This window comes from Cellulosimicrobium sp. EB106-03-01-XG111 (assembly GCF_058792115.1).
In genome coordinates this window covers 212,614-235,958 of the sequence record NZ_JBYTEQ010000003.1, presented here as the reverse complement: position 1 = coordinate 235,958, position 23,345 = coordinate 212,614, and the positions used below count along the sequence as shown (strand labels likewise).

23 protein-coding genes are annotated in these 23,345 nt (G+C 74.3%); 18 read left to right on the top strand and 5 right to left on the bottom strand.

Going from position 1 to position 23,345, the window contains the following annotated elements; translation table 11 throughout:
• Positions 1-5 precede the first annotated feature (5 nt).
• The 7 genes from AC3WT4_RS05105 (at position 6) to AC3WT4_RS05075 (ending at position 5,866) form a co-directional block, all read left to right on the top strand.
• Complete coding sequence (locus AC3WT4_RS05105) at positions 6-608, top strand: HIT family protein (RefSeq protein ID WP_492314887.1); 603 nt, start codon at positions 6-8, stop codon at positions 606-608.
• Positions 608-1,276, top strand: a complete 669-nt coding sequence (gene pgsA / locus AC3WT4_RS05100; RefSeq protein ID WP_114553008.1) for a phosphatidylinositol phosphate synthase — start codon at positions 608-610, stop codon at positions 1,274-1,276. The genes AC3WT4_RS05105 and pgsA overlap by 1 nt, the downstream gene beginning before the upstream one ends.
• Positions 1,276-2,256 (top strand): phosphatidylinositol mannoside acyltransferase, encoded by a 981-nt coding sequence (locus tag AC3WT4_RS05095; RefSeq protein WP_400109489.1) that lies wholly within the window; start codon positions 1,276-1,278, stop codon positions 2,254-2,256. The genes pgsA and AC3WT4_RS05095 overlap by 1 nt, the downstream gene beginning before the upstream one ends.
• A 2-nt stretch (positions 2,257-2,258) precedes the next feature.
• On the top strand, positions 2,259-3,464 hold the full coding sequence (locus AC3WT4_RS05090) for a glycosyltransferase family 4 protein (RefSeq protein WP_257417343.1): 1,206 nt from the start codon (positions 2,259-2,261) through the stop codon (positions 3,462-3,464).
• Positions 3,461-4,111, top strand: a complete 651-nt coding sequence (locus AC3WT4_RS05085; protein WP_074806187.1) for a hypothetical protein — start codon at positions 3,461-3,463, stop codon at positions 4,109-4,111. The genes AC3WT4_RS05090 and AC3WT4_RS05085 overlap by 4 nt, the downstream gene beginning before the upstream one ends.
• A 190-nt stretch (positions 4,112-4,301) precedes the next feature.
• On the top strand, positions 4,302-5,243 hold the full coding sequence (gene pdxS / locus AC3WT4_RS05080; RefSeq protein ID WP_492314922.1) for a pyridoxal 5'-phosphate synthase lyase subunit PdxS: 942 nt from the start codon (positions 4,302-4,304) through the stop codon (positions 5,241-5,243).
• A gap of 59 nt (positions 5,244-5,302) precedes the next feature.
• Entirely contained in the window at positions 5,303-5,866 is a 564-nt protein-coding gene (locus AC3WT4_RS05075; RefSeq protein ID WP_074806190.1) for an NUDIX hydrolase, read from the top strand.
• Between the two features lie 6 nt (positions 5,867-5,872).
• Here the strand turns inward: AC3WT4_RS05075 and AC3WT4_RS05070 are convergent, their stop codons facing one another.
• Positions 5,873-6,544, bottom strand: a complete 672-nt coding sequence (locus tag AC3WT4_RS05070) for a hypothetical protein (protein WP_492314886.1) — start codon at positions 6,542-6,544, stop codon at positions 5,873-5,875.
• Between the two features lie 85 nt (positions 6,545-6,629).
• Between AC3WT4_RS05070 and pdxT the strand changes: the two genes are divergently transcribed.
• From pdxT to AC3WT4_RS05015, 11 genes are all read left to right on the top strand, one after another.
• Entirely contained in the window at positions 6,630-7,292 is a 663-nt protein-coding gene (gene pdxT, locus AC3WT4_RS05065; RefSeq protein ID WP_074806195.1) for a pyridoxal 5'-phosphate synthase glutaminase subunit PdxT, read from the top strand.
• A gap of 6 nt (positions 7,293-7,298) precedes the next feature.
• Positions 7,299-8,060, top strand: a complete 762-nt coding sequence (locus AC3WT4_RS05060; RefSeq protein WP_053370897.1) for a YebC/PmpR family DNA-binding transcriptional regulator — start codon at positions 7,299-7,301, stop codon at positions 8,058-8,060.
• Positions 8,061-8,282: 222 nt separating this feature from the next.
• Positions 8,283-8,852, top strand: a complete 570-nt coding sequence (ruvC, locus tag AC3WT4_RS05055) for a crossover junction endodeoxyribonuclease RuvC (RefSeq protein WP_074806198.1) — start codon at positions 8,283-8,285, stop codon at positions 8,850-8,852.
• A gap of 185 nt (positions 8,853-9,037) precedes the next feature.
• Positions 9,038-9,670, top strand: coding sequence for a Holliday junction branch migration protein RuvA (ruvA, locus tag AC3WT4_RS05050; protein ID WP_400109485.1), 633 nt, complete (start codon positions 9,038-9,040; stop codon positions 9,668-9,670).
• A gap of 2 nt (positions 9,671-9,672) precedes the next feature.
• A complete protein-coding gene (ruvB, locus tag AC3WT4_RS05045; RefSeq protein ID WP_492314885.1) occupies positions 9,673-10,749 on the top strand; it encodes a Holliday junction branch migration DNA helicase RuvB in 1,077 nt (358 codons plus the stop codon).
• Positions 10,750-10,938: 189 nt separating this feature from the next.
• Positions 10,939-11,397, top strand: coding sequence for a preprotein translocase subunit YajC (gene yajC, locus AC3WT4_RS05040; RefSeq protein WP_021483634.1), 459 nt, complete (start codon positions 10,939-10,941; stop codon positions 11,395-11,397).
• An 81-nt stretch (positions 11,398-11,478) separates the two neighbouring features.
• Complete coding sequence (secD, locus tag AC3WT4_RS05035; protein WP_492314884.1) at positions 11,479-13,500, top strand: protein translocase subunit SecD; 2,022 nt, start codon at positions 11,479-11,481, stop codon at positions 13,498-13,500.
• Entirely contained in the window at positions 13,500-14,618 is a 1,119-nt protein-coding gene (gene secF, locus AC3WT4_RS05030; RefSeq protein WP_074806214.1) for a protein translocase subunit SecF, read from the top strand. Before secD ends, secF begins: the two co-directional genes overlap by 1 nt.
• Positions 14,615-15,220, top strand: coding sequence for an adenine phosphoribosyltransferase (locus AC3WT4_RS05025; protein ID WP_083385033.1), 606 nt, complete (start codon positions 14,615-14,617; stop codon positions 15,218-15,220). Before secF ends, AC3WT4_RS05025 begins: the two co-directional genes overlap by 4 nt.
• Before the next feature lie 74 nt (positions 15,221-15,294).
• Positions 15,295-17,637, top strand: coding sequence for a RelA/SpoT family protein (locus AC3WT4_RS05020; protein ID WP_074807188.1), 2,343 nt, complete (start codon positions 15,295-15,297; stop codon positions 17,635-17,637).
• 70 nt (positions 17,638-17,707) lie between these two features.
• Entirely contained in the window at positions 17,708-18,814 is a 1,107-nt protein-coding gene (locus AC3WT4_RS05015; RefSeq protein WP_074806217.1) for an ATP-dependent DNA ligase, read from the top strand.
• 32 nt (positions 18,815-18,846) lie between these two features.
• On the opposite strand, the gene ligD is transcribed toward AC3WT4_RS05015, so the two are convergent.
• The 4 genes from ligD to AC3WT4_RS04995 all read right to left on the bottom strand — a co-directional run bounded on the left by ligD (position 18,847) and on the right by AC3WT4_RS04995 (position 23,266).
• Positions 18,847-19,923, bottom strand: coding sequence for a non-homologous end-joining DNA ligase (ligD, locus tag AC3WT4_RS05010; RefSeq protein WP_074807191.1), 1,077 nt, complete (start codon positions 19,921-19,923; stop codon positions 18,847-18,849).
• Positions 19,924-19,933: 10 nt separating this feature from the next.
• Positions 19,934-20,587, bottom strand: coding sequence for a hypothetical protein (locus tag AC3WT4_RS05005; protein WP_492314883.1), 654 nt, complete (start codon positions 20,585-20,587; stop codon positions 19,934-19,936).
• Between the two features lie 91 nt (positions 20,588-20,678).
• The gene (locus tag AC3WT4_RS05000; protein ID WP_492314882.1) at positions 20,679-22,520 is read right to left on the bottom strand and encodes a DUF349 domain-containing protein; all 1,842 of its coding nucleotides are present in this window, start codon (positions 22,518-22,520) and stop codon (positions 20,679-20,681) included.
• A complete protein-coding gene (locus tag AC3WT4_RS04995; RefSeq protein ID WP_492314881.1) occupies positions 22,517-23,266 on the bottom strand; it encodes a peptidylprolyl isomerase in 750 nt (249 codons plus the stop codon). Before AC3WT4_RS04995 ends, AC3WT4_RS05000 begins: the two co-directional genes overlap by 4 nt.
• Between the last annotated feature and the right edge of the window lie 79 nt (positions 23,267-23,345).

Here is a 23,345-nt window from a genome sequence, read left to right as displayed (position 1 = left end):
GGCGCGTGAGCGACGAGCGCACGGGGGCACCCGACCCCGCGACCGGTGCGACGGTCGAGACGCCGGACGAGCACCCGCGGTTCGACGACGGCCTCGACCGGCTCTGGACGCCGCACCGCATGGTGTACATCGGCGGGCAGGACAAGCCCGCGGACGACTCGCGCGGCCAGTGCCCGTTCTGCCGCGTGCCGGACCGGACGGACGAGGACGGGCTGGTCGTCGCGCGCGGCCAGGCCGCGTACGTCGTGCTCAACCTCTACCCGTACAACCCGGGCCACCTCATGGTCGTGCCGTACCGGCACGTCTCCGACTACACGGACCTCACGGAGGCCGAGACGGTCGAGGTCGCGCACCTCACGCAGACGGCCATGCGCGTCGTGCGCGCGGTGTCCGCGCCCGACGGCTTCAACCTCGGGATGAACCAGGGCGCGGTCGCGGGCGCGGGCATCGCCGCGCACCTGCACCAGCACGTCGTGCCGCGCTGGGCGGGGGACGCCAACTTCCTGCCGATCGTCGCGCAGACGAAGGCCGTCCCCGAGCTGCTCGCCGACACGCGGGCGCGGCTCGCGGACGCGTGGCCCGCCCCCGGCGAGGGGGACGAGGCCTGATGTTCGGTCGCCTGCGCGCGCTCACCACGCGCCTGTTCACGCCGCTCGCCGCGTTCCTCCTGCGCGTCGGGGTGAGCCCGGACGCGGTGACGGTCACGGGGACGCTCGGCGTCGTCGTCGGCGCCCTGTGGCTCTTCCCGACCGGGCACCTGTTCGCCGGGGTCATGGTCGTCATGGTCTGCGCCTTCGCCGACGTGCTCGACGGCGTCATGGCGCGCCGCGCCGGCCGGTCAGGACCGTGGGGCGCGTTCCTCGACTCGACCCTCGACCGGCTCGCCGACGCCGCCGTGTTCGTCGGGCTCACGCTGTGGTTCGTCCGCGCCGACGACCCGCGCCTCACGCCCGACCTCGCCGCGTGGGGGACCGGCGTCGCGCTCGCGTGCCTCGCGCTCGGCGCCGTGGTGCCGTACGCGCGGGCCCGGGCCGAGAGCGTCGGCATGACCGCGCAGGTCGGGATCGCCGAGCGCGCCGACCGCCTCGTCGCGGCCCTCGTCGCCGCCGGGCTCGTCGGCCTGGGCCTGCCGCCCGTCGTGCTCGTCGTCGTGCTCGGCCTGCTCGCGCTCGCGAGCGCCGTGACGGTCGTGCAGCGCGTCGCGACGGTACGCCGCCAGGCGCTCGCCCTCGCCACGAGCGCCCCCCGCACCGACGACACGGAGGACGGTCGCTGATGGCCCTCGACGCCGGCAAGGCGTTCACCTTCGCCTGGCGCAACGCGCGCAAGGTGCCCGACCCGCTGCTGCGCGGGCTGTTCGACGTGATCGCCGACGTGACGTGGCTGCTGCACGGCGGGGGAGTGCGCCAGCTCGAGCGCAACCTCGCGCGCGTCCGGCCCGGGCTCTCGCCGCGCGCCCTGCGCCGGCTGTCGCGCGCGGGCATGCGGTCGTACATGCGCTACTACCGGGAGGCCTTCACGCTCCCCGCCTGGACGCCGGAGCAGGTCGAGGCGCGCGTGCGGCTCGTCGGCTACGAGCACCTGGCCGTGCACCTCGACGGCGACCGGAGCCCGGTGCTCGCGCTGTCCCACCAGGGCAACTGGGACCTCGCGGGCGCGTACGCGACCCCGCACATCGCGCCCGTGCTCACGGTCGCGGAGCGGCTGAAGCCCGACGAGCTGTTCGAGGAGTTCCTCGCGTTCCGCACCGGGCTCGGGCTCGAGATCCTCGCGCTCGGCGACGGCGACGTCTTCCGCGACCTGGTGCGCGGCGCGAGCCGGCCGGGGAAGATCATCCCGCTGCTCGCCGACCGCGACCTCACCCACCGCGGCGTCGAGGTCGACCTCTTCGGTCACCGCGCGCGCGTCGCCGCCGGTCCCGCGGCGCTCGCCGTGAGCACGGGCGCGCCGCTCGTCCCCGCCGGCATCTTCTACGAGCGGCTGCACGGGGACCGCCGTCGTGCCGCGGGCTCGCCCTGGGGCCTGGTCATCCGGTTCTTCCCGCGGGTCGAGATCGCGACGGACGTCCCGCGCGCGCAGCGCGTGGCCGCGGCGACGCAGTCCTGGGTGGACACCCTGAGCGTCGCGATCCGCGAGCACCCGCAGGACTGGCACATGCTCCAGAAGGTGTTCGTCGACGACCTCGACCCCGAGCGCTACGCGCGCACGCGGGCCGCGGCGGGCGAGCCGGCCCCGGACACGGAGCGTGCCGCATGAGCCTGCGCGTGGGCATCGTCTGCCCGTACTCGTTCGACGCCCCCGGCGGCGTGCAGTTCCACGTGCGCGACCTCGCCGAGGCGCTCATGGCGCGGGGCCACGAGGTCTCCGTGCTCGCCCCGGCCGACGACGACACGCCCGTCCCGGACTACCTCACCTCCGCCGGCGGCGCGGTCCCCGTGCGCTACAACGGCTCCGTCGCGCGGCTCACGTTCGGGCCGCGCACCGCGGGCCGCGTGCGCCGGTGGCTCGACGCCGGGCGGTTCGACGTGCTGCACCTGCACGAGCCCGTGACGCCCTCGCTGAGCATGCTCGCGCTCTGGATCGCGCAGGGCCCGATCGTCGCGACGTTCCACACGTCGCTCGTGCGCTCGCGCGCGCTGCAGGTCGCCTACCCGCTCGTGCGGCAGAGCCTGGAGAAGATCGACGCGCGGATCGCCGTCTCGGAGGACGCGCGGCGCACGCTCGTGGACCACCTGGGCGGCGACGCCGTCGTCATCCCCAACGGCGTGTACGTCGACACGTTCGCCGACGCCGCGCCGAGCCCGGCGTGGCAGGGCACGCCCGAGGCGCCGACGATCGCGTTCCTCGGACGCCTGGACGAGCCGCGCAAGGGCCTGCCCGTCCTGACGGCCGCGATCCCGCGGATCCTCGAGCAGCTCCCCGGCGCGCGGTTCCTCGTCGCCGGCCGGGGCGACGACGGCCGGGACGCCGCGATCGAGGCGCTCGGTGCGCACGCGTCGTCCGTGGAGTTCCTCGGTGGCGTGAGCGACGAGGAGAAGGCGAGCCTGCTCGCCTCGGTCGATCTGTACATCGCCCCGCAGACCGGGGGCGAGAGCTTCGGGATCGTCCTCGTGGAGGCGATGAGCGCCGGGGCGTGCGTCGTCGCGAGCGACCTCGGCGCGTTCCGCCGCGTGCTCGACGACGGCGCCGCGGGCGTGCTGTTCCCCGTCGGCGACCCCGAGGCGCTGGCCCGCGCGGTGGTCGACGTGCTGGCCGACCCCGACGCCCGCGCCGAGCACCGGGCGCGCGCGGCCGAGTTCGTCCGCCGGTTCGACTGGTCCGCGGTGACCGACCAGGTCTCCGCGGTGTACGACATGGTGCTCGCGGCGTCCGAGGCGGTCATCCCCGTGCACGAGGACCCGCGCTCGCGCCGGGGCGGGCGCCTGCTCGGCCGCGTCCGCGAGGAGGAGGTGGGTCACCCGTGACCTGGTCCGAGACCGCCGTCCTCGTCCTCGTGGTCGCGGCTCTCGCCGCCTGGCTGCTGTGGGTCGCCGCGTCGCGGCTCGACCGGCTCCACCGCAAGGTCATGGCGTCGCGGCTCGCGCTGGACGCCCAGCTGGTGCGCCGCGCGTCGGCCGCCGTGGACCTCGCCGCGTCCGGCGAGCTCGACCCGGCCAGCTCCGTCCTGGTCGCCGAGGCGGCGCACGCCGTCCTCGACGACGACGCGGACGCCCGCCGGCTCGGCGAGCAGGTGCCCGGCCTCGTGCCGCCCGACGGCCCCCGGCCCCGGCGCCTCCTGGGCGGCATGGCGGAGTCGCGCGCCCTCGCGGAGAGCGACCTCACCGCGACCCTGCGCTCCGCGCTGGAGGACGCCGACGACCTCGCCGAGGTGCGGTCGGTCCCGGCGGGCGACGAGCTGCTCGCCTCGCTGTCCGCCGCGTGGTACCGCGCCCAGCTCGCGCGCCGCTTCCACAACGAGGCCGTCGCCCAGGCGCTGCGCGTGCGCAGCAAGTGGTGGGTGCGTCTGTTCCACCTGGCGGGCCACGCGCCGATGCCCGTCACGGTCGAGCTCGACGACGCCGCGCCGGACGTCCTCGTGCGTCCCGTCGCCTCCGCGGCCACGCCCGACTGAGGGTCCGTCTCGCGGGCGGTACCGGGTCCGGCGGCCCCCTCCCGGCCGGTCCGGGCGCCGGGGCCGTGGACGCCCCGGCGATAGGATGGGGAGCGCGTGGGAGCATGTGCCGTCGAGCCTGTTCGACGGCGTCCGCGCGCGAGCGCGTGACGTTCCCCTGACCTGAAGGTGTGAGGTACCGGTGACCAACGTGGCCGACCAGAACGACCCTGCCGAGAGCGCCCCGGGCGCCGCGACCACGGAGGGTGCCGGCGCGGTCGGCACCGCGAAGGTCAAGCGGGGGATGGCGGAGATGCTCAAGGGCGGCGTCATCATGGACGTCGTCACGCCCGAGCAGGCGAAGATCGCCGAGGACGCCGGGGCGGTCGCGGTCATGGCCCTCGAGCGCGTGCCCGCCGACATCCGTGCCCAGGGCGGCGTCTCGCGCATGTCCGACCCGGACATGATCGACGGGATCATCGAGGCCGTCTCCATCCCCGTGATGGCCAAGGCGCGCATCGGCCACTTCGTCGAGGCGCAGGTGCTCCAGTCGCTCGGCGTGGACTTCGTCGACGAGTCCGAGGTCCTCACGCCCGCGGACTACGCCAACCACATCGACAAGTGGCAGTTCACCGTCCCGTTCGTGTGCGGGGCGACCAACCTCGGCGAGGCGCTGCGCCGCATCACCGAGGGCGCCGCGATGATCCGCTCCAAGGGCGAGGCCGGCACGGGCGACGTCTCCAACGCGACCACGCACATGCGCACCATCCGCGGGGAGATCCGCCGCCTCACGTCGCTCCCCGAGGACGAGCTGTTCGTCGCCGCGAAGGAGCTCCAGGCGCCGTACGAGCTCGTCAAGGAGATCGCCGCGACCGGCAAGCTCCCGGTCGTCATGTTCACCGCCGGCGGGATCGCGACCCCGGCCGACGCCGCGATGATGATGCAGCTCGGCGCCGAGGGCGTGTTCGTGGGCTCGGGCATCTTCAAGTCCGGCAACCCCGCCCAGCGCGCGGCCGCCATCGTCAAGGCCACGACGTTCTACGACGACCCCGACGTGATCGCCAAGGTCTCGCGCGGGCTCGGCGAGGCGATGGTCGGCATCAACGTCGACGACATCCCCGTCCCGCACCGCCTGGCCGAGCGCGGCTGGTGACGGACCCCCGCGCGTCGCAGCCGTCCGTCGTCGTGCCGACGACGGACGGCTGATCCGTCGTGGCCGAGGCCGCCGGAGCGCCGTCGTCCCTGGGACCCGACTGGGTGCTCGGGGACGACGGCCTGTACTTCCGCCGCGGCGCGCGCGTGCTGCTGCTCGACGACGCCGACCGCATCCTCCTGGCGCGCGGGCACGACGTCGACCAGCCCGAGCGCTCGTGGTGGTTCACCATCGGCGGGGGAGTCGACCCGGGCGAGAGCGACGTCGACGCCGCGCTGCGCGAGGTCCACGAGGAGACGGGCCTGCGCCTCGACCCGGGCGCGCTCGTCGGCCCGGTGTACACGCGCAGCGCGATCTTCGACTTCTACCGGCAGCACTGCCGCCAGGACGAGGTGCTGTTCCTCGCGCGCGTCGCCGGGGCGGACGGTGACGGCGGGCTGAGCCGCGACGGGTGGACGGACGTCGAGCTCGACGTCGTCGACGAGATGCGCTGGTGGGCGCTCGACGACCTGCGCGGCGTCCGGATCGAGGTCTTCCCCGAGGGCCTGCCCGACCTCGTCGCGCCGCTGCTGCGCGGGTGGGACGGCGTGACGCGGCACCTCGGCACGGCGCGCGCGGACTGACCGGCGCTACGTCCGGCGGGCGACCACCCGCCACACGATCCCGCCCACCAGCAGGCCCGCGCCCAGCAGCCCGCCGCCGATCGCGACGAACCACAGCACGATCGTGCCGCCGAGCGTCGCGAAGAACGTGCCGAACCGCCAGCCCTCGGTGACGACGAAGGTCGTGCCCGCGGGCGCCGCGCCCTGCGCGACGGACACCGTGCACGTCCCGGACACGGGCGGCGTGACCTCGGCCACCGTCGTCGCCTGGGAGGAGCCCAGGCCGGAGCTTCCGGACACCGACGGGGCGCTCACCGTGAGGTCGCCGTCGGCGCAGGTCACGGTCACGTCCTCGACGTCGAGGAGCGCGCTGTCCGAGGACCCCGCGCGGCCCACCGCCCAGACGCTGTACGGCTGGCCGCCCGTCGCCGCGAGCTCCGCCTCGCCCGGCACGTCGCCCGACGCGAGCGCGGCCGATCCCGGCCGGCCCGCGCCGTCGATCACGCCGGTCGGCAGCGCCCGGACGAACGTCGTCACGCCGAGGACCCCCGCCACGAGCGCGAGCACGAGCAGGACGGCGCCGACGACGATCATCGTCGTCGCGCCGCGCGTGCTGCGCGGGGGCCGGGGCGCGGTCCCGGGGTACGGCGTCCGACCGGGCGCGGGGTAGGGCTGACCGGGGGCGGGCGGGTACGTCACGACGGCGAGGCTAGCAACCGTGGGCGCGGCCGGAGGCCCACCGCGCGGACCGGCGGAGAGGACCGCCGACGTATCATTCCCCTTCGTGACGATCACGATCGGTGTCCTGGCCCTCCAGGGCGACGTGCGCGAGCACCGCGCGGCGCTCGAGGCCGCGGGCGCCCGCACGGTGGGCGTCCGGCGCCCCGAGGAGCTCGCCGCGGTCGACGGGCTCGTCCTCCCGGGCGGCGAGTCGACGACCATCGACAAGCTCCTCCGGATCTTCGAGCTCGACGAGCCGCTGCGCGCGCGCATCGCCGAGGGCCTGCCCGTCTACGGCTCGTGCGCCGGCATGATCCTGCTCGCCGATCGCATCCTCGGCGGGACGGCCGACCAGCGCACCATCGGCGGTCTCGACGTGACGGTCCGGCGCAACGCGTTCGGTCGCCAGGTCGACTCGTTCGAGACCGACCTCGCGTTCCCGGGTCTCGCGCCGTCGGACGACGGGCGCGACGGCGCACCGAGACCGGGCCGGGACGTGGACGCGGTGCACGCCGTGTTCATCCGTGCGCCCTGGGTCGAGGAGGCCGGGCCCGGGGTCGAGGTGCTCGCGCGGATCCCCGAGCACGGCGCACCCGGCATCCCCGCGGCCGCCGCCGGTAGGATCGTCGCAGTCCAGCAGGGATCGCTGCTCGCCACCTCGTTCCACCCGGAGATCTCCGGGGACGCGCGCGTGCACGAGCTGTTCGTCAGAATCGCGAAGGGGTAGGAACGCATGTCAGGGCACTCCAAGTGGGCCACGACCAAGCACAAGAAGGCGGCCATCGACGCCAAGCGCGGCAAGCTCTTCGCGAAGCTCATCAAGAACATCGAGGTCGCGGCGCGCACGGGCGGCGGTGACCCCGCGGGCAACCCGACGCTGTTCGACGCCATCCAGAAGGCGAAGAAGTCGTCGGTCCCCAACGACAACATCGACCGCGCCGTCAAGCGCGGGTCGGGCACGGGCGCCGACGCCGTCGACTACCAGACGATCATGTACGAGGGCTACGGTCCGAACGGCATCGCCGTCCTGGTCGAGTGCCTCACCGACAACAAGAACCGCGCGGCCTCCGAGGTCCGCCTCGCGTTCAGCCGCAACGGCGGCAACCTCGCCGACCCGGGCTCCGTGTCCTACCTCTTCTCGCGCAAGGGCCTCGTCGTCGTGCCGAAGGCGGACGGCGTGACCGAGGACGACGTCATGCTCGCCGCGCTCGAGGCGGGGGCCGAGGAGGTCACCGACTCCGGCGAGGTCATCGAGGTGCTGTCCGAGGCGAGCGACCTCGTCGCCGTGCGCAGCGCCATCCAGGAGGCGGGGATCGAGTACGACTCCGCCGACTCGATCTGGCACCCGTCCATGGAGGTCGAGGTCGACGCCGAGGGCGCGCGCAAGATCCTGCGCCTCATCGACGCGCTCGAGGACAGCGACGACGTGCAGAACGTCTACGCCAACTTCGACGCGTCGGACGAGGTCATGGCGGAGCTCGAGAACGACGACTGATCCCGTCGGTTCGGTCGCCGAGACCGACGGCGTGGTCCCCCTGGGTGGCGGGGCGGGTGAGGTGCGCGCGGTCTACCATCCGCGGCGCTCGTGCCTCGCGCCGCTCCCGCCAGGCCCGCCACGACCGCGCGCACCTCACCCGCCCCGCCGGTATCGGCTCGCCATGGTCTGCGGCCCGCGAGGCGGACGGCTTCCGTGGTCGGGTCGTGGGAGGGTACTGGCGTGCGCGTTCTCGGAGTGGATCCTGGGCTGACCCGGTGCGGTGTCGGGGTGGTGGACTCCGCGCGGGGGCGGCGGGCCGAGCTCGTCGCCGTCGGGGTGATCCGGACGGACCCGGAGCTGAGCGTGGACCTGCGGCTGCTGCGGGTCGCGGAGCGGCTCGACGCATGGCTCGACGAGCACGTGCCCGACGTCGTCGCGGTCGAGCGCGTGTTCGCGCAGCACAACGTCGGGACGGTCATGGGCACCGCGCAGGCCGCGGGGATCGCGATGGTCGGGGCGGCGAAGCGGGGCGTCCCCGTCGCGCTGCACACGCCGTCGGAGGTCAAGGCCGCGGTCACGGGGAGCGGACGCGCCGGCAAGGAGCAGGTCCAGCGCATGGTCGCGAGCATCCTCGGCCTGGCGGAGCCGCCGAAGCCCGCGGACGCGGCGGACGCGCTCGCGCTCGCGATCTGCCACCTGTGGCGCCCGGCGGGCGCCCTGCAGGGTGGCGAGCGGCACGAGCTGACGCCGGCGCAGCGCGCCTGGGCGGCCGCGGAGCACGCGGCGAAGGGACGCCGCGCGCCGCGCTAGAGGCGGCCGTGGCGGTGGTCGCGCCGGTGGTCCGTGTCGGTCGGTCGGCGGGTGGGCGGCCCTTGCTAGAGTGACCGCGGTCGTACGGGTGTTCGACGCGCCCCTCGGCGCGCGGCCCGACGGCGGTCCTCGGGCCGGCGGACCATCGGACCAGGTCGGCGGTGCCGGCCGGGAGAGGAGCCTGCGTGATCGCGTCCCTGAGCGGTGTCGTGGCGAGCGTCCAGCTCGACCGCGCCGTGCTCGAGGTCGGAGGAGTGGGGTACCTCGTCCACGCCACGCCCGCCACGCTCGCCGCCCTGCGCGTCGGGGAGACGGCGCGCCTCGCGACGAGCCTCGTCGTGCGCGAGGACTCGTTCACCCTCTACGGCTTCGCCGACGACGACGAGCGTGCCGTCTTCGAGACCGTCCAGACCGTGAGCGGCGTCGGTCCGCGCCTCGCGCTCGCGATGCTCGCCGTGCACACCCCAGACGGCCTGCGCCGTGCGGTCGCGGGTGCCGACATCGCCGCGCTCGTGCGCGTCCCCGGCATCGGCAACAAGGGTGCGCAGCGCATCGCGCTCGAGCTCGGCGACAAGCTCGGCCCGCCCACGGGCTCCGACGCCCCCGAGGCGGGGTCGACCGCCTCGGCGGCGGCGCGTCCGGACGACCGCCGCGACCAGGTGGTCGAGGCGCTCGTCGGGCTCGGCTGGAACCTCAAGGCCGCGGACGACGCGGTGTCCACCGTGCTCGCCGAGGCGGGCGTCGACGTCGTCGAGGCGCCCGACGTGGCGGGTGCGCTGCGCGCCGCGCTGCGGGTTCTCGGCGGGCCGAGGAGCTGACGATGGCGACCTTCGACCAGGTGGGTCTCGACGACCTCGGCGGGGACGGCACGTTCTCGTCGGAGCGCATCGTCGCGGCGGGCGCGGACGACCTCGAGCGCGCGGCCGAGGCCGCGCTGCGCCCGCGCCGGCTGGAGGAGTTCGTCGGCCAGGCCGTCGTGCGCGACCAGCTGTCGCTCGTGCTCCAGGCGGCGCTCGTGCGGGGGAGCGCGCCCGACCACGTGCTCCTGTCGGGCCCGCCCGGGCTCGGCAAGACGACGCTCGCCATGATCATCGCCGCGGAGCTCGGCACGTCGCTGCGGGTGACGTCCGGGCCCGCGATCCAGCACGCCGGCGACCTCGCGGCGGTGCTGTCCTCGCTCGAGGAGGGCGAGGTCCTGTTCATCGACGAGATCCACCGGCTCGCGCGACCGGCCGAGGAGCTCCTCTACATGGCGATGGAGGACTTCCGCGTCGACGTCGTCGTGGGCAAGGGGGCCGGGGCGAGCGCCATCCCGCTCTCGCTGCCGCCGTTCACGGCGGTCGGTGCGACGACGCGCGCAGGGCTCCTGCCCGCGCCGCTGCGCGACCGGTTCGGCTTCACCGGGCACCTGGACTTCTACTCGGGCGACGAGCTCGAGCGCGTGCTGACGCGCTCGGCCGGCCTGCTCGGCGTCGCGCTCGACCCGGAGGCCGCCCGTGAGATCGCGGGCCGCTCGCGCGGCACGCCCCGCATCGCGAACCGCCTGCTGCGGCGCGTGCGCGACTGGGCGCAGGTGCGGGGCGACGGGACGATGGACCTCGCGGCCGCGCGCGCGGCGCTCGAGGTCTACGAGGTGGACCCGATCGGCCTGGACCGGCTCGACCGGGCGGTGCTCACCGCGCTGTGCACGCGCTTCAACGGCGGTCCCGTGGGCCTGACGACGCTCGCGGTGACGGTGGGCGAGGAGGCGGAGACCGTCGAGACGGTCGCCGAGCCGTACCTCGTGCGCGAGGGCCTGATCGGGCGGACGCCGCGAGGCCGCGTCGCGACCCCGGCCGCCTGGGCGCACCTCGGGCTCACCCCGCCGCGCGAGGGCGGCACGCTCTTCGACGCCTGAGGCGACGCCGGAGGTCACGGGGCCGCCGGAGCGCTCCGTGACGGCGGTCACAGGCTCTCCGCGGGTGGTCCTAGAATGGTCGGGACCCGAGCGGGCGGAACTCCGCGGCGAGACGGCTCGTTGGTGAACCGTGCGCGCACGCCTAGACTGCGCGCAGATCCCGCACAGAACAGGACACGAGACTCCGTCATGGATATCAGCTTCATCCTCATCCTCGCCCTCGCGGCGGGTGCGATGTTCCTCATGACCAGCCGCACCCGCAAGCAGCAGCGCGAGGCCCAGAACTTCCGGGCGACCCTCGCCCCCGGGCAGGAGGTGATGACGGGCTCGGGCATGTTCGGCACGGTCGTCGACGTCGACGACGAGGCCGACGTCATCACCATCGAGTCGACGCCGGGCAACCAGTCCCGGTGGCTGCGCGCCGCGATCGCCAAGCTCGTCGAGCCCCCGGTCGAGGAGACCGAGGAGACGACGGCGGACGACGCGTCCGAGGACGCGGCCGAGTACGGCACCGCCGGCGCCGACGCGGGGACCACCACGAAGGGCGACGTCGACGACCTCGTCGTGCCCGACGACCTCTCCGGTCTGACCGACGACCGGTCGGAGAAGGACCGCGGACGCCGGGACGACGGCACCGACATCAAGTGACCCTATGCCGGTCGCTGCCGCGACCGGCCTGACGCGGTGGGCCGCGAGGCCCACCGCACACGCACGAGAAGAGACGGACAGTTGGCCACCAGCAGCACACGAGCGAGGCCCGTACGGACCCTCGTCACCCTGGGAATCCTCATCGTCGTCCTCTTCGGGTCCCTCTTCGCGGGCACGAAGCTCGACCCGAAGACCGAGGACAACCCGGGCGGGGCGAGCCTCACCCCGGGCCTCGCGCTCGATCTCGAGGGTGGCACGCAGATCATCCTGCGGCCCGTCACCACCGACGGCTCGCAGCCGACGGCCGAGGACATCAACCAGGCGATCAACGTCATCCGCCAGCGCATCGACGCGCAGGGTGTCTCCGAGGCGGAGATCACGAGCCAGGGTCGTAACAACATCGTCGTCGGGATCCCGGGGCAGCCGTCCCAGGAGACGATCGACCTCGTCAGCACCTCGGCCCAGATGCGCTTCCGCCCGGTGCTGTCCGTCGGCATGCCGACGGCGACGCCCGCCGACGAGTCCACCGACCCGGCCGCGGGCGAGGACGCCACGGCCGAGGACGCCCCGGACGCGACGGAGTCCGCGGACGCGGCCACCGACGGCGCGACGGACCCCGCGGCCGAGGACGGCACGGACCCCGCGGCCGAGGACGGCACGGACCCCGCGGCCGACGCAGCGACGGACGCCCCGGCAGACGGCGCCACGACAGACCCGGCGCCGGAGACGACCCGCCCGGAGAACCCGAGCGACCTCGCGCAGATCACGCCAGAGCTGCAGGCGCAGTTCGACGCGCTCGACTGCACGCTCCCCGAGAACCTCGTGGGCGGCGACAGCGGCCCGACCGACAGCGCGTTCGTCTCGTGCGCCGACGACGGCACGGCCAAGTACATCCTGGGCCCGGTCGAGATCGAGGGCACCGACATCTCGAACGCGAGCTCCGGCCTGCGCGTCGGGCAGAACGGCGTCGTCACCAACGAGTGGGTCGTCAACATCGAGTTCGACTCCGAGGGCACCAAGGCCTTCCGTGACGTCACGACGCGTCTCACGTCGCTCCCGTCGCCGCAGAACCAGTTCGCGATGGTCCTCGACGGCCTCGTCATCTCCGCGCCCGTGTCGCAGACGCCGATCCCGGACGGCAAGGCCGAGATCTCGGGCAGCTTCACGCGCGACAGCGCGGCGACCCTCGCGAACCAGCTCAACTTCGGCTCGCTGCCCCTGACGTTCGAGGTGCAGAGCCAGGAGCAGATCTCGGCGACGCTCGGCTCCGAGCAGCTCGAGAAGGGTCTGCTCGCGGGCGCGATCGGCCTGCTGCTGGTCGTCATCTACTCGCTCTTCCAGTACCGCGTGCTCGGCCTGGTCACCGTCGCGTCGCTCGGCATCGCGGCCGTCGTGACGTTCGGCGTGATCTCGGTGCTCTCGTGGACGATCGGGTACCGCCTGTCGCTCGCCGGCGTCGCGGGGCTCATCGTCGCGATCGGTATCACCGCGGACTCGTTCATCGTGTACTTCGAACGCATCCGCGACGAGCTGCGCGACGGCCGGACGCTGAACTCCGCGGTGGAGAAGGGCTGGCAGCGCGCCCGCCGCACGATCCTCGCCTCGGACGCGGTGAACTTCGTCGCCGCGGTGGTGCTGTACTACCTGGCCGTCGGCGGCGTGCGCGGCTTCGCGTTCACGCTGGGCCTGACCACCCTGGTCGACCTCATCGTGGTGTTCCTGTTCACCCACCCGCTCATGCAGCTCCTCGCCCGGACCAAGTTCTTCGCGAACGGCCACCCGGCCTCGGGGCTCGACCCGCGGCGCCTCGGTGTGCGCGGTCCGCGGTACGCAGGTCGCGGTCGTGTCGTCGGCGCGACGTCGACGGCCCCCGCGGCCGGCGACGCCGTCGTCGAGGACGCGCCCGTGCAGGACGCCCCGACGCCCGAGCGCGCGGCGCCCGTGCGGGAGACGGTCGGCGCCGGCGTGGGCCGGTCCGACGGTCCGCGCATGACCATCGCGGAGCGCCGCGCGGCCGAGCGGCGAGCCGCCGCCTCCGCGGACGGCGACGACGGGTCCCCGGCCGCTGACGCGGCAGGCGACGAGAACGAGGAGAAGCACTGATGGCCAGCGGTTTCGCCCAGTGGGGCAACGACCTGTACACCGGTCGCCGGTCCTACGCCATCGTCGCCAAGCGACGTGCCTACTTCGTGGTGGCGCTCGTCCTGGTCGTCCTGTCCCTCGGCATCATCGGGGTCCGGGTCGCCGGTGACGGGCTCAACCTCGGCATCGAGTTCCGCGGCGGGTCGGAGTTCACCGTCTCCGGCGTCTCCGACACCTCGCAGCAGCCCGCGCTCGACGCCGTCGCGGCGGTCGCCCCCGAGGAGGTGCCGCGCGTCACCTCGGTGGGCTCCAGCACCGTGCGGGTGCAGACGGCGGAGCTCAGCAACGCGCAGGTCGAGCAGGTCGCCGTCGAGCTCGCGAGCGCGTACGACGTGTCCGAGGGGGAGGTGACGAGCTCGTACATCGGCCCGACCTGGGGCAAGGACGTCTCCCAGAAGGCGATCGTCGGCCTCGTCGTCTTCCTGCTCCTCGTGAGCCTGGTCATGACGATCTACTTCCGGAACTGGCGCATGGCGCTCGCCGCGGTCATCGCCCTGTTCCACGACCTGATCGTCACCGTGGGCATCTACGCGGCGATCGGCTGGGAGATCACGCCTGCGACGGTGATCGGGCTCCTGACGATCCTCGCGTACTCGATCTACGACACGGTCGTGGTCTTCGACAAGGTGCGCGAGAACACCGCGGGCGTGCTCGACCAGACCCGCAGCACGTACGCCGAGCGGGCGAACCTCGCGATCAACCAGACGCTCGTGCGCTCGATCAACACGTCCGTCGTCGCGTTGCTCCCCGTCGCGGGCATCCTCTTCATCGGGGCGTTCCTCCTCGGCGCGGGCACGCTGCGCGACATCGCGCTCGCGCTGTTCGTCGGCATGGCCGTCGGCGCGTACTCGTCGGTGTATCTCGCGACGCCGCTCGAGGTCGCGCTGCGCGAGCGCGAGAAGCCCATCCAGGCGCACACGGCCAAGGTCCTCGCGCTGCGCGCGGAGCGGGCCGAGGTCGCGGGCGACGAGGAGGACGCCGCGCTCGCGGCGGCCGGCGTCGGGGCGGGGCACCGCCAGCTCCAGCCGGGCGCGCACCAGGGCAACAAGGCGCAGCCGCGCCGCCGTCGTCCCCGATGACGGCACCCGGTCACGTGCCGGCCGGCGAGGCGGGCGGCCTGCGCGCCGTCCACCTCGCCGGCCTCGGCCCGGAGCGCGCCTCGCGCGTGCTCGAGCTCGTCCGCGCCGTCCCGGACTACCCGGGGCCGGGGATCGTCTTCCGGGACATCACCGGCCTGCTGGCCGACGGCGACGCCTTCGGCCACGTGGTCGAGGCGCTCGGCGACGTGGCGCGCGCCGCGGGCGGGGTCGACCTCGTCGCGGGCATGGAGGCGCGCGGCTTCCTCATCGGGGCGCCGCTCGCGACGCACCTCGGCGTGGGGTTCGTGCCGCTGCGCAAGGCGGGCAAGCTCCCGCCGCCGACGGACACCGTCACCTACGACCTCGAGTACGGCACCGCGACGATCGAGCTCCGGTCGGGAACACTGCCCCCGGGTGCGCGTGTTCTCGTGGTGGACGACGTGCTCGCGACCGGGGGCACGGCGGCCGCGGGCGCCGAGCTCGTCGAGCGCGGGGGAGGCGCCGTGGTGGGCCTGGCGTTCCTCCTCGAGCTCGAGGGTCTGGGAGGCCGCGAGCGGCTCGCGGGCCGCGAGGTGGCCACGCTGGTCCACGTCGAGTCGTAGGATTGCCACTCCGGTCGTCTCGGCTGGTCGCCGGTATCGTGCCGGTGGCCGCCGCCCTGCGGAAGGAGGCGCGCATGAGCGAGAACACCCGGACGTCGCGCGCTCCTGAGCGCGCGGGCGCCCCGACCTCCGGCACCGGTGGCTCGGGCGGGCGCGGCGTCCGCTCCCGCCTCGTGCGCTTCGGCGCGCGCCCCAACGCGGGCAGCCCGGCGCTCGAGCCGGTGCTCCAGGCGGTCCGCACCAACCACCCCCGCACGGACCTCAGCGTCATCGAGCGCGCCTACGAGACCGCCGAGCGCGCCCACCGCGGCCAGCTGCGCAAGAGCGGCGACCCGTACATCACGCACCCCGTCGCGGTCGCGACGATCCTCGCCGAGCTCGGGTTCGACGGGTCGACGCTCGCCGCCGCGCTGCTGCACGACACGGTCGAGGACACCGACTACTCGCTCGCGCAGCTCACCGAGGAGTACGGCGAGGAGATCGCCATGCTCGTCGACGGCGTGACCAAGCTCGACAAGGTGACGTACGGCGACGCGGCGCAGGCCGAGACGGTGCGCAAGATGGTCGTCGCCATGGCGCGCGACATCCGCGTGCTCGTCATCAAGCTCGCCGACCGCCTGCACAACGCCCGCACCTGGAAGTACGTGTCGTCGTCGTCGGCGGGGCGCAAGGCGCGCGAGACCCTCGAGATCTACGCGCCGCTCGCCCACCGCCTCGGCATGAACACGATCAAGTGGGAGCTCGAGGACCTGTCCTTCCAGGCCCTGTACCCCAAGGTGTACGACGAGATCGTCCACCTCGTCGCCGAGCGCGCGCCCGCGCGCGAGGAGTACCTGGCCGTCGTGCGCGAGCAGGTCACGGCCGACCTGCGGAGCGCGAAGATCAAGGCGACCGTCACCGGCCGTCCGAAGCACTACTACTCGATCTACCAGAAGATGATCGTGCGCGGCCACGACTTCGCGGAGATCTACGACCTCGTCGGCGCGCGCGTCCTGGTGGACAGCGTCCGGGACTGCTACGCGGCGCTCGGCGCGCTGCACGCGCGGTGGAACCCCGTGCCGGGGCGGTTCAAGGACTACATCGCGATGCCGAAGTTCAACATGTACCAGTCGCTGCACACGACGGTCATCGGGCCGGGCGGCAAGCCGGTCGAGATCCAGATCCGCACGCACGAGATGCACCGGCGCGCGGAGTACGGCGTCGCGGCGCACTGGAAGTACAAGGAGACCGCGAAGTCGGGCGGCAAGACGGCCAAGGACGACGCCGCGGCCAACGACATGCGGTGGCTGCGCCAGCTCGTGGACTGGCAGCGCGAGACGGCCGACCCGGCCGAGTTCCTCGACTCCCTGCGCTTCGAGATCGGCGGCGCGGAGGTCTACGTCTTCACCCCCAAGGGCGACGTCATGGCGCTGCCGGCGGGCTCGACGCCGGTCGACTTCGCCTACGCGGTGCACACCGAGGTCGGGCACCGGACCATGGGTGCGCGGGTCAACGGCCGGCTCGTCCCGCTCGACTCGACGCTCGAGAACGGCGACTCGGTCGACGTCCTCACCTCGAAGTCCGAGAACGCGGGGCCCAGCCGCGACTGGCTCGCGTTCGTCAAGAGCCCGCGGGCACGCAACAAGATCCGGCAGTGGTTCTCCAAGGAGCGTCGCGAGGAGGCCGTCGAGCACGGCAAGGACGCGATCGCCAAGGCGATGCGCAAGCAGAACCTGCCGATCCAGCGCCTGCTGTCGCACGAGTCGCTCGTCGCGCTCGCCAACGAGCTCCGCTTCGCGGACGTCACCGCGCTGTATGCGGCGATCGGCGAGGGCCAGGTGTCGGCGGCGAACGTCGTCTCCAAGCTCGTCCAGGCGATGGGCGGCGAGGAGGGCACGGTCGAGGACGTCGCCGAGACCGCCCGTCCCGGGCACACCGCGCGCCGCGTGCGCACGGGGGACCCGGGCGTCATGGTCAAGGGCGTCGACGACATCTGGGTCAAGCTCGCGAAGTGCTGCACCCCGGTCCCGGGCGACGAGATCATCGGGTTCGTCACGCGCGGGCAGGGCGTGAGCGTGCACCGCGCGGACTGCGCGAACGTCGTCGGGCTGCGCAACCAGCCCGAGCGGATCGTCGACGTCTCGTGGACCACGGGCAGCAACGCGATGTTCCTCGTGCAGATCCAGGTCGAGGCGCTCGACCGTGCGCGCCTGCTCTCCGACGTGACGCGCGTCCTGTCGGACAACCACGTGAACATCCTCTCGGCGACCGTCTCGACCTCGAACGACCGCGTGGCGATGTCGCGCTTCGTCTTCGAGATGGCGGAGCCCGCGCACCTCGCGCAGGTCCTCAGCGCCGTCCGCAAGGTCGACGGCGTGTTCGACGTCTACCGCATCACGGGGACGAAGGCCGCCGAGACGGCGCAGCTCCCCGCCTGAGCCCGCGGGCGGCACGCCGACCGAGCCACCACGCCGCGCAGGGCGGCAGACCCGGTGGCAGCATCGGCACATGGACCTGCCCGTCATGCCTCCCGTGCTGCCCATGCTCGCGAAGTCCGTGCCCGCCGTGCCCGAGCCCGACGCCGTCGACGGCGGGTACGTGTACGAGCCGAAGTGGGACGGCTTCCGCGCGATCGTGTACCGCGACGGCGACGAGGTGCGGCTCGACAGCAGGAACGCGCGGCCCATGGACCGCTACTTCCCCGAGGTCGTCGAGGCGGTGCGGGCGGCGCTGCCGCCCCGGTGCGTGGTCGACGGCGAGATCGTCGTCGCGCGCGACGGGCGTCTCGAGTTCGAGGTGCTCCAGCAGCGCATCCACCCAGCCGCGTCGCGCGTGCGGCTGCTCGCGGAGCAGACCCCCGCGGCGCTCGTCGTGTTCGACGTGCTCGCGCTGGGCGACGAGGACCTCACACGCGCACCGCTCGCACGTCGCCAGGAGGTGCTCGACTCCCTGGGCCTCGACGGCCCGGCCGTGCACGCCACGCCCCGCACGCGCGACGTCGCGGTGGCACGGGAGTGGTTCGACACGTTCGAGGGGGCTGGGCTGGACGGCGTCGTCGCCAAGCCGCTCGACGGCACGTACCAGCCGAACAAGCGCGCGATGCTCAAGATCAAGCACGGCCGCGAGGCGGACGTCGTGCTCGCGGGGTACCGCCTGCACAAGACGTCGACCCCCGCGAAGCCGCTGCTCGGCTCGCTCCTGCTCGGCCTGTACGACGACGCGGGTCAGCTCCAGTTCGTCGGCGTCGCCGCGTCGTTCCCGACGGCGCGCCGTGCCGCGCTGGTCGCCGAGCTCGCGCCGCTCGTCGTCGAGCCGGGCACGCCCGACGCGGACGCGCACCCCTGGTCCGGGTGGGAGAACCCCGCGGGGGAGCGGATGCCGGGTGCGGTGTCGCGCTGGAGCTCGGGCAAGGACCTGTCGTTCACGCCGCTGCGTCCGGAGCGCGTGCTCGAGGTCGCCTACGACCACATGGAGGGCTCCCGGTTCCGGCACACCGCGCAGTTCCGGCGCTGGCGCGAGGACCGCGACCCGGGGTCGTGCACCTACGAGCAGCTCGAGGAGCCGGTGCGCTACGACCTCACGGGCATCCTGCCCGGGGCGCCCGGCGTGGCCTGACGCCGCGCTGGTCGCCGAGCCCGCGCGCCGCGTCAGTCCCGCGCGCGGTCCCGGTCCTTGCTCGGCTGGACGCGCTTGGGCTCGCCGGGCATCTTCGGGTACTCGGGCGGGTAGGGGAGGTCCCCGAGCCCGTGCTCGGCCTCGTCGCGCCGGGACAGCTCCAGGGCGGGCTCGAGCGACGCGCCCGGGTCCTCCCGGTCGGCGCGCAGGGGCGCGAAGAGGTCGCCCACCTCGGCGAAGCGTGCGGGCATCGACAGCACGTCGAAGTCGTCCGGGTGGACGTCGCCGAGCTCCTCCCAGCGCAGGGGAGCGGACACCGTCGCGCGCTGGTTGGAGCGGATCGAGTAGGCGGACGCGATCGTGCGGTCGCGCGCCATCTGGTTGTAGTCGACGAAGATCTTGGCGCCGCGCTCCTCCTTCCACCACTTGGTGGTGACCTGGTCCGGCAGACGGCGTTCGAGCTCACGACCGATCGCGATCGTCGCGCGGCGCGCGGCCACGAAGTCCCACTCGGGCGCGACCGGGACGAACACGTGGATCCCGCGGCCGCCCGACGTCTTGGGGTAGCCGGGGAGGCCGAGCTCGTCGAGGACCTCGCGCAGGTGCGGCGCGACACGCACGGCGTCGTCGAAGTCGGTGCCCGGCTGGGGGTCGAGGTCGATGCGGAGCTGGTCCACCGCCTCGACGTCGCCGCCGCGCACGGGCCACGGGTGGAACGTGAGCGTGCCGAGGTTGGCCGCCCAGGCGACGACGGCGAGCTCCGTGGGGCACACCTCGTCGGCCGTGCGTCCGCTCGGGAACGCGATGCGCGCGGTCTGCACCCACTCCGGCGCGCCCTTCGGGATGCGCTTCTGGTAGAACGCGTCGCCGGTGTTGTCCGTGCGCGTGCTCATGCGCGCGCCCTCGAACACGCCCTTGGGCCAGCGCTCGAGCGTCGTCGGGCGGTCGACCAGAGCACCGAGGATGCCGTCGCCCACGTCGAGGAAGTACTGCACGACGTCCAGCTTCGTGAGCCCGCGCGCGGGGAAGACGACGCGGTCCGGGCTCGTGACGCGCACGGTCCGTCCTCGGACGTCGAGCTCCACGGGGGGTGTCGTGGCTGCGGCCATGCCGACCAACCTAGACCGGGTCGTCGGTCCCGGCGAGCAGGAGCGCGAGCGTGCGTCGTGCCTGCGCCCGGCCGGGCCACCGGTGGCGCAGCTCGAGCGACCGCGCCGCCGTGCGGGCGTCGAGCCCGCAGACAGCCTCCAGCCGACGCAGGGTGCTCAGCGCCTGCTCCGGCTCGCAGCGCGAGGCCACGTCGAGCGCGGTCCGCAGCACCGACGTCACGAGCACGCCCGCGACGAGGTTCGTCTCGTCGCGCAGCACGTGCGCCTGCCGCGCGGCCCGGCCCTGGTGCGGCGGCGGCCGGTGCCGACCAGGTGGGTGGACGACGTCGAGCACGCGGGGCGGCGCGGAGCCGCACAGCACCCACGCGGCCGCCGCGCCCGCGAGCACCGTGCCGCGCGGGACGAGGTCGCGGACGGCGAGCGCGCGCAGCGTGGGGGTGACGGGCACGCTCGCCGGGGCGGCGACGTCGCCCCACAGCCGACGCAGGGCGCCGCTCCGGACGAGCTCCTGGAAGGCGGCCGACCCGCCGACGTCCTCCGGCGCGACGAGCAGGCCCACCTCCGGCTCCTCGACCCGGAGCAGGCGCGCGAGCGCGGCCGCGGGGCCGAGTCCCGTGGGGCGAGCGGGTACGGCGTGGTCGGGCACGGTCGGGGCTGCGGGCACGCCCCTACCGTGCCGCACGGCGGCGGGGACGCGGAAGGGCCGGCACCCGTCTGTGGACGAGCGCCGGCCCTCCGGTCGTGCGGGACGTGCGTCAGCCGCGCGAGTCCTCGGCGGCGCGGACGACCTGCTCGAGCCAGGAGCGCCGCGCGGCGAGCGCCGTCTCGGCCTCCTTGACGGCGCGCGCGTCCCCGCGGCTCTGCGCGGCGGCGAGGTCCGCCTCGAGCCCGTCGATCGCGGCCTCGAGCTGCGCGGCCGCACCCTCGGCGCGGGCGCGCGTCTCGGGGTTGCTCCGGGTCCACTGCGCCTGCTCGGCGTCGCGGACCGCGTTCTCGACGGCGCGCAGGCGGCCCTCGACACGCTGCAGGTCACCACGCGGCACGCGTCCGGCCTCCTCCCAGCGCTCCTGGAGGTCACGCAGCGCCGCCTTGGCCGCGGCGAGGTCCTTGACGGGCAAGAGCGCCTCCGCCTCGGTGAGCAGCGCCTCCTTCACCTCGAGGTTCGCCGCGTACTCGGCGTCCGTCGCGGAGTTCACCGCGTCGCGCGCCTGGAAGAACGTGTCCTGCGCGGCCCGGAAGCGGGCCCACAGGGCGTCGTCGTCCTTGCGGCTCGCCCGGCCCGCGGCCTTCCAGCGCGCCATGAGGTCGCGGTACGCGCCCGCCGTCGGGCCCCAGTCGGTGCTCGACGACAGCGCCTCGGCCTCCGCGACCAGCTTCTCCTTGGCGGCCTTGGCGGAGGCGTTGCGCTGCTCGAGCTCGGCGAAGTAGTGCCGACGCTCGCGGTCGAACGCGGTGCGCGCGTGGCTGAACCGCTTCCACAGCGCCTCCTCGCTCGCGCGGTCGATGCGCGGGCCCGAGCGCTGGGCCTCCTTCCAGCGCTCCAGCAGCCCCCGCAGCTCCTCGCCCGCGGGCCGCCACTGCATGCGGCTCGGGTCGGTCGCGGCGATCTTCTCCGCGGCCTCGATGATCTCCGTCCGGGCCTCGAGGGCCGCGGCCTTGGCCGCGGCGCGCTCCGCCTCGAGCTGCGCGCGGCGCTCGGCCGCGGCGCCGCGCAGCGACTCGACCTGCGCGCGGAGCCCGTCGAGGTCGCCGACCGCGGAGGGCTCGGCGGTCTCCTCGGTGAGCCGGGCGATCGTCTGGTCGATCTCCTTGACGGACAGGTCCGTGCTCGTCAGCCGTGCCTCGAACAGCGCGACCTTCGCCTGGAGGTCGAGGTAGCGACGCACGTACAGCGTGAGCGCCTCGTCGGCGGCGACGCCGGGGAACTGACCGACGGAGCGCTCGCCGGCGCTCTCGCGGACGTACACCGTGCCGTCGTCGTCGACGCGACCGAACGCGGCCGCGGCCTTGGCGGCGGCGGAGTCGTCGGCGAGCGCCGGGACGGCGGGCACCTCCGGCACGACGGCCGCTGCCGCCGGAGCGCCCGCGGTGGGGGCGGCCGGCTTGCGCGGCGGGTGCGGGAGGGCCGACGGCTTGGGCCGCGGGCCGGGACGCGGGGCCGCAGGCCGCGGCGCCGCGTCCGTGGTCGCCTCCGCGGGTGCGGTCGCCTCGGCAGGCGTCGCCTCCGTCGTGGCCTCGGCAGCGAGCGCGTCGTCGCCCGAGTCGGCGGCCGGAGCGTCCGCCACGGGGTCGGCGGGGGCCTCGGTCTGCTCGGGCTCAGCGGCGGGCGCGGCGTCGACGGCAGGAGAGTCGGCCTGCTCGGCCTCGGCCGCGGGCGCGTCCTCCGTCTCGGCGGCGGGTGCGTCGTCCGTCTCGGCGGCCGGGGCGGGCTCCGCCTCGTCGGGAGCGGGACCCTGGTCGGTGGCCTCGGTGGCCTCGGTGGCCTCGGTGGCCTCGGTCGTCGGCTCCACGTCTGTCGCGTCGACCCGTCCGGTCTCGCTCGCCTCCGCGGGCTCCGGTGCCGGTGCGCTCGCCTGGTTCTGGGCGGGATCGCTCACTGGGTCTCAACTCCTTCGATGGTGACCGGGGTGGCGGGGGACCCGTCGCCGGATCCGTCCTGCGTCCCCGCGTCAGCGACTGCCTGGACGACGTCCAGGCCGGACGTGATGGTGCCGAACACCGTGTAACCAGCCGCCGCGTCGGACGGGATGGTCGAGTCCTCGTAGACGAGGAAGAACTGGGAGCCCATCGAGCCGGCGTCCCCGCCCTGGCGGGCCATGGCGACGGTCCCGGCCGGGTAGACGTCGTCGGTCGGGGCGTTCTCGACGGGGCCGAACTTGTAGCCCGGGTCGCCCGTGCCGGTGCCCGTCGGGTCGCCGCACTGGAGCACGTAGATGCCCGAGGTCGTCAGGCGGTGGCACGACGTGCCGTCGAAGTACCCGGACTCGGCGAGGGACACGAAGCTCGCGACCGCCTGCGGGGCCGCCGCGCCGTCGAGCGTGAGCGTGAGGTCGCCCGCGCTCGTGGTGAGCGTCGTGGTCCAGTCGCGGCCCTCGGCGGCGGACGCGGGGGGCAGGGTGTGCTCGCCGGAGGGCGCCCCGCCCGTGTCGCCGCCCGGGTCGGTGCCGGGCTCCTGGGTGGCGGCGAGCGCCCACCAGACGGCGACGCCGATCACGACGAGCGCGACGACGACACCCACGATCGACCACGTGCGCTGGCGCTTCGCGCGGAGCTGGGCCACGTGACGGTCCCACTTCTCCTCACGACGACGCGCCTGCTCGCGCTCGCGACTCTTCGTCGACACCCCAGCTCCTTCGTCCGGCGCCGCGACGGCGCGCACGGTCGACCCCGGTGCGGCCGTGGTCGGTACGGGACAGTCTAGG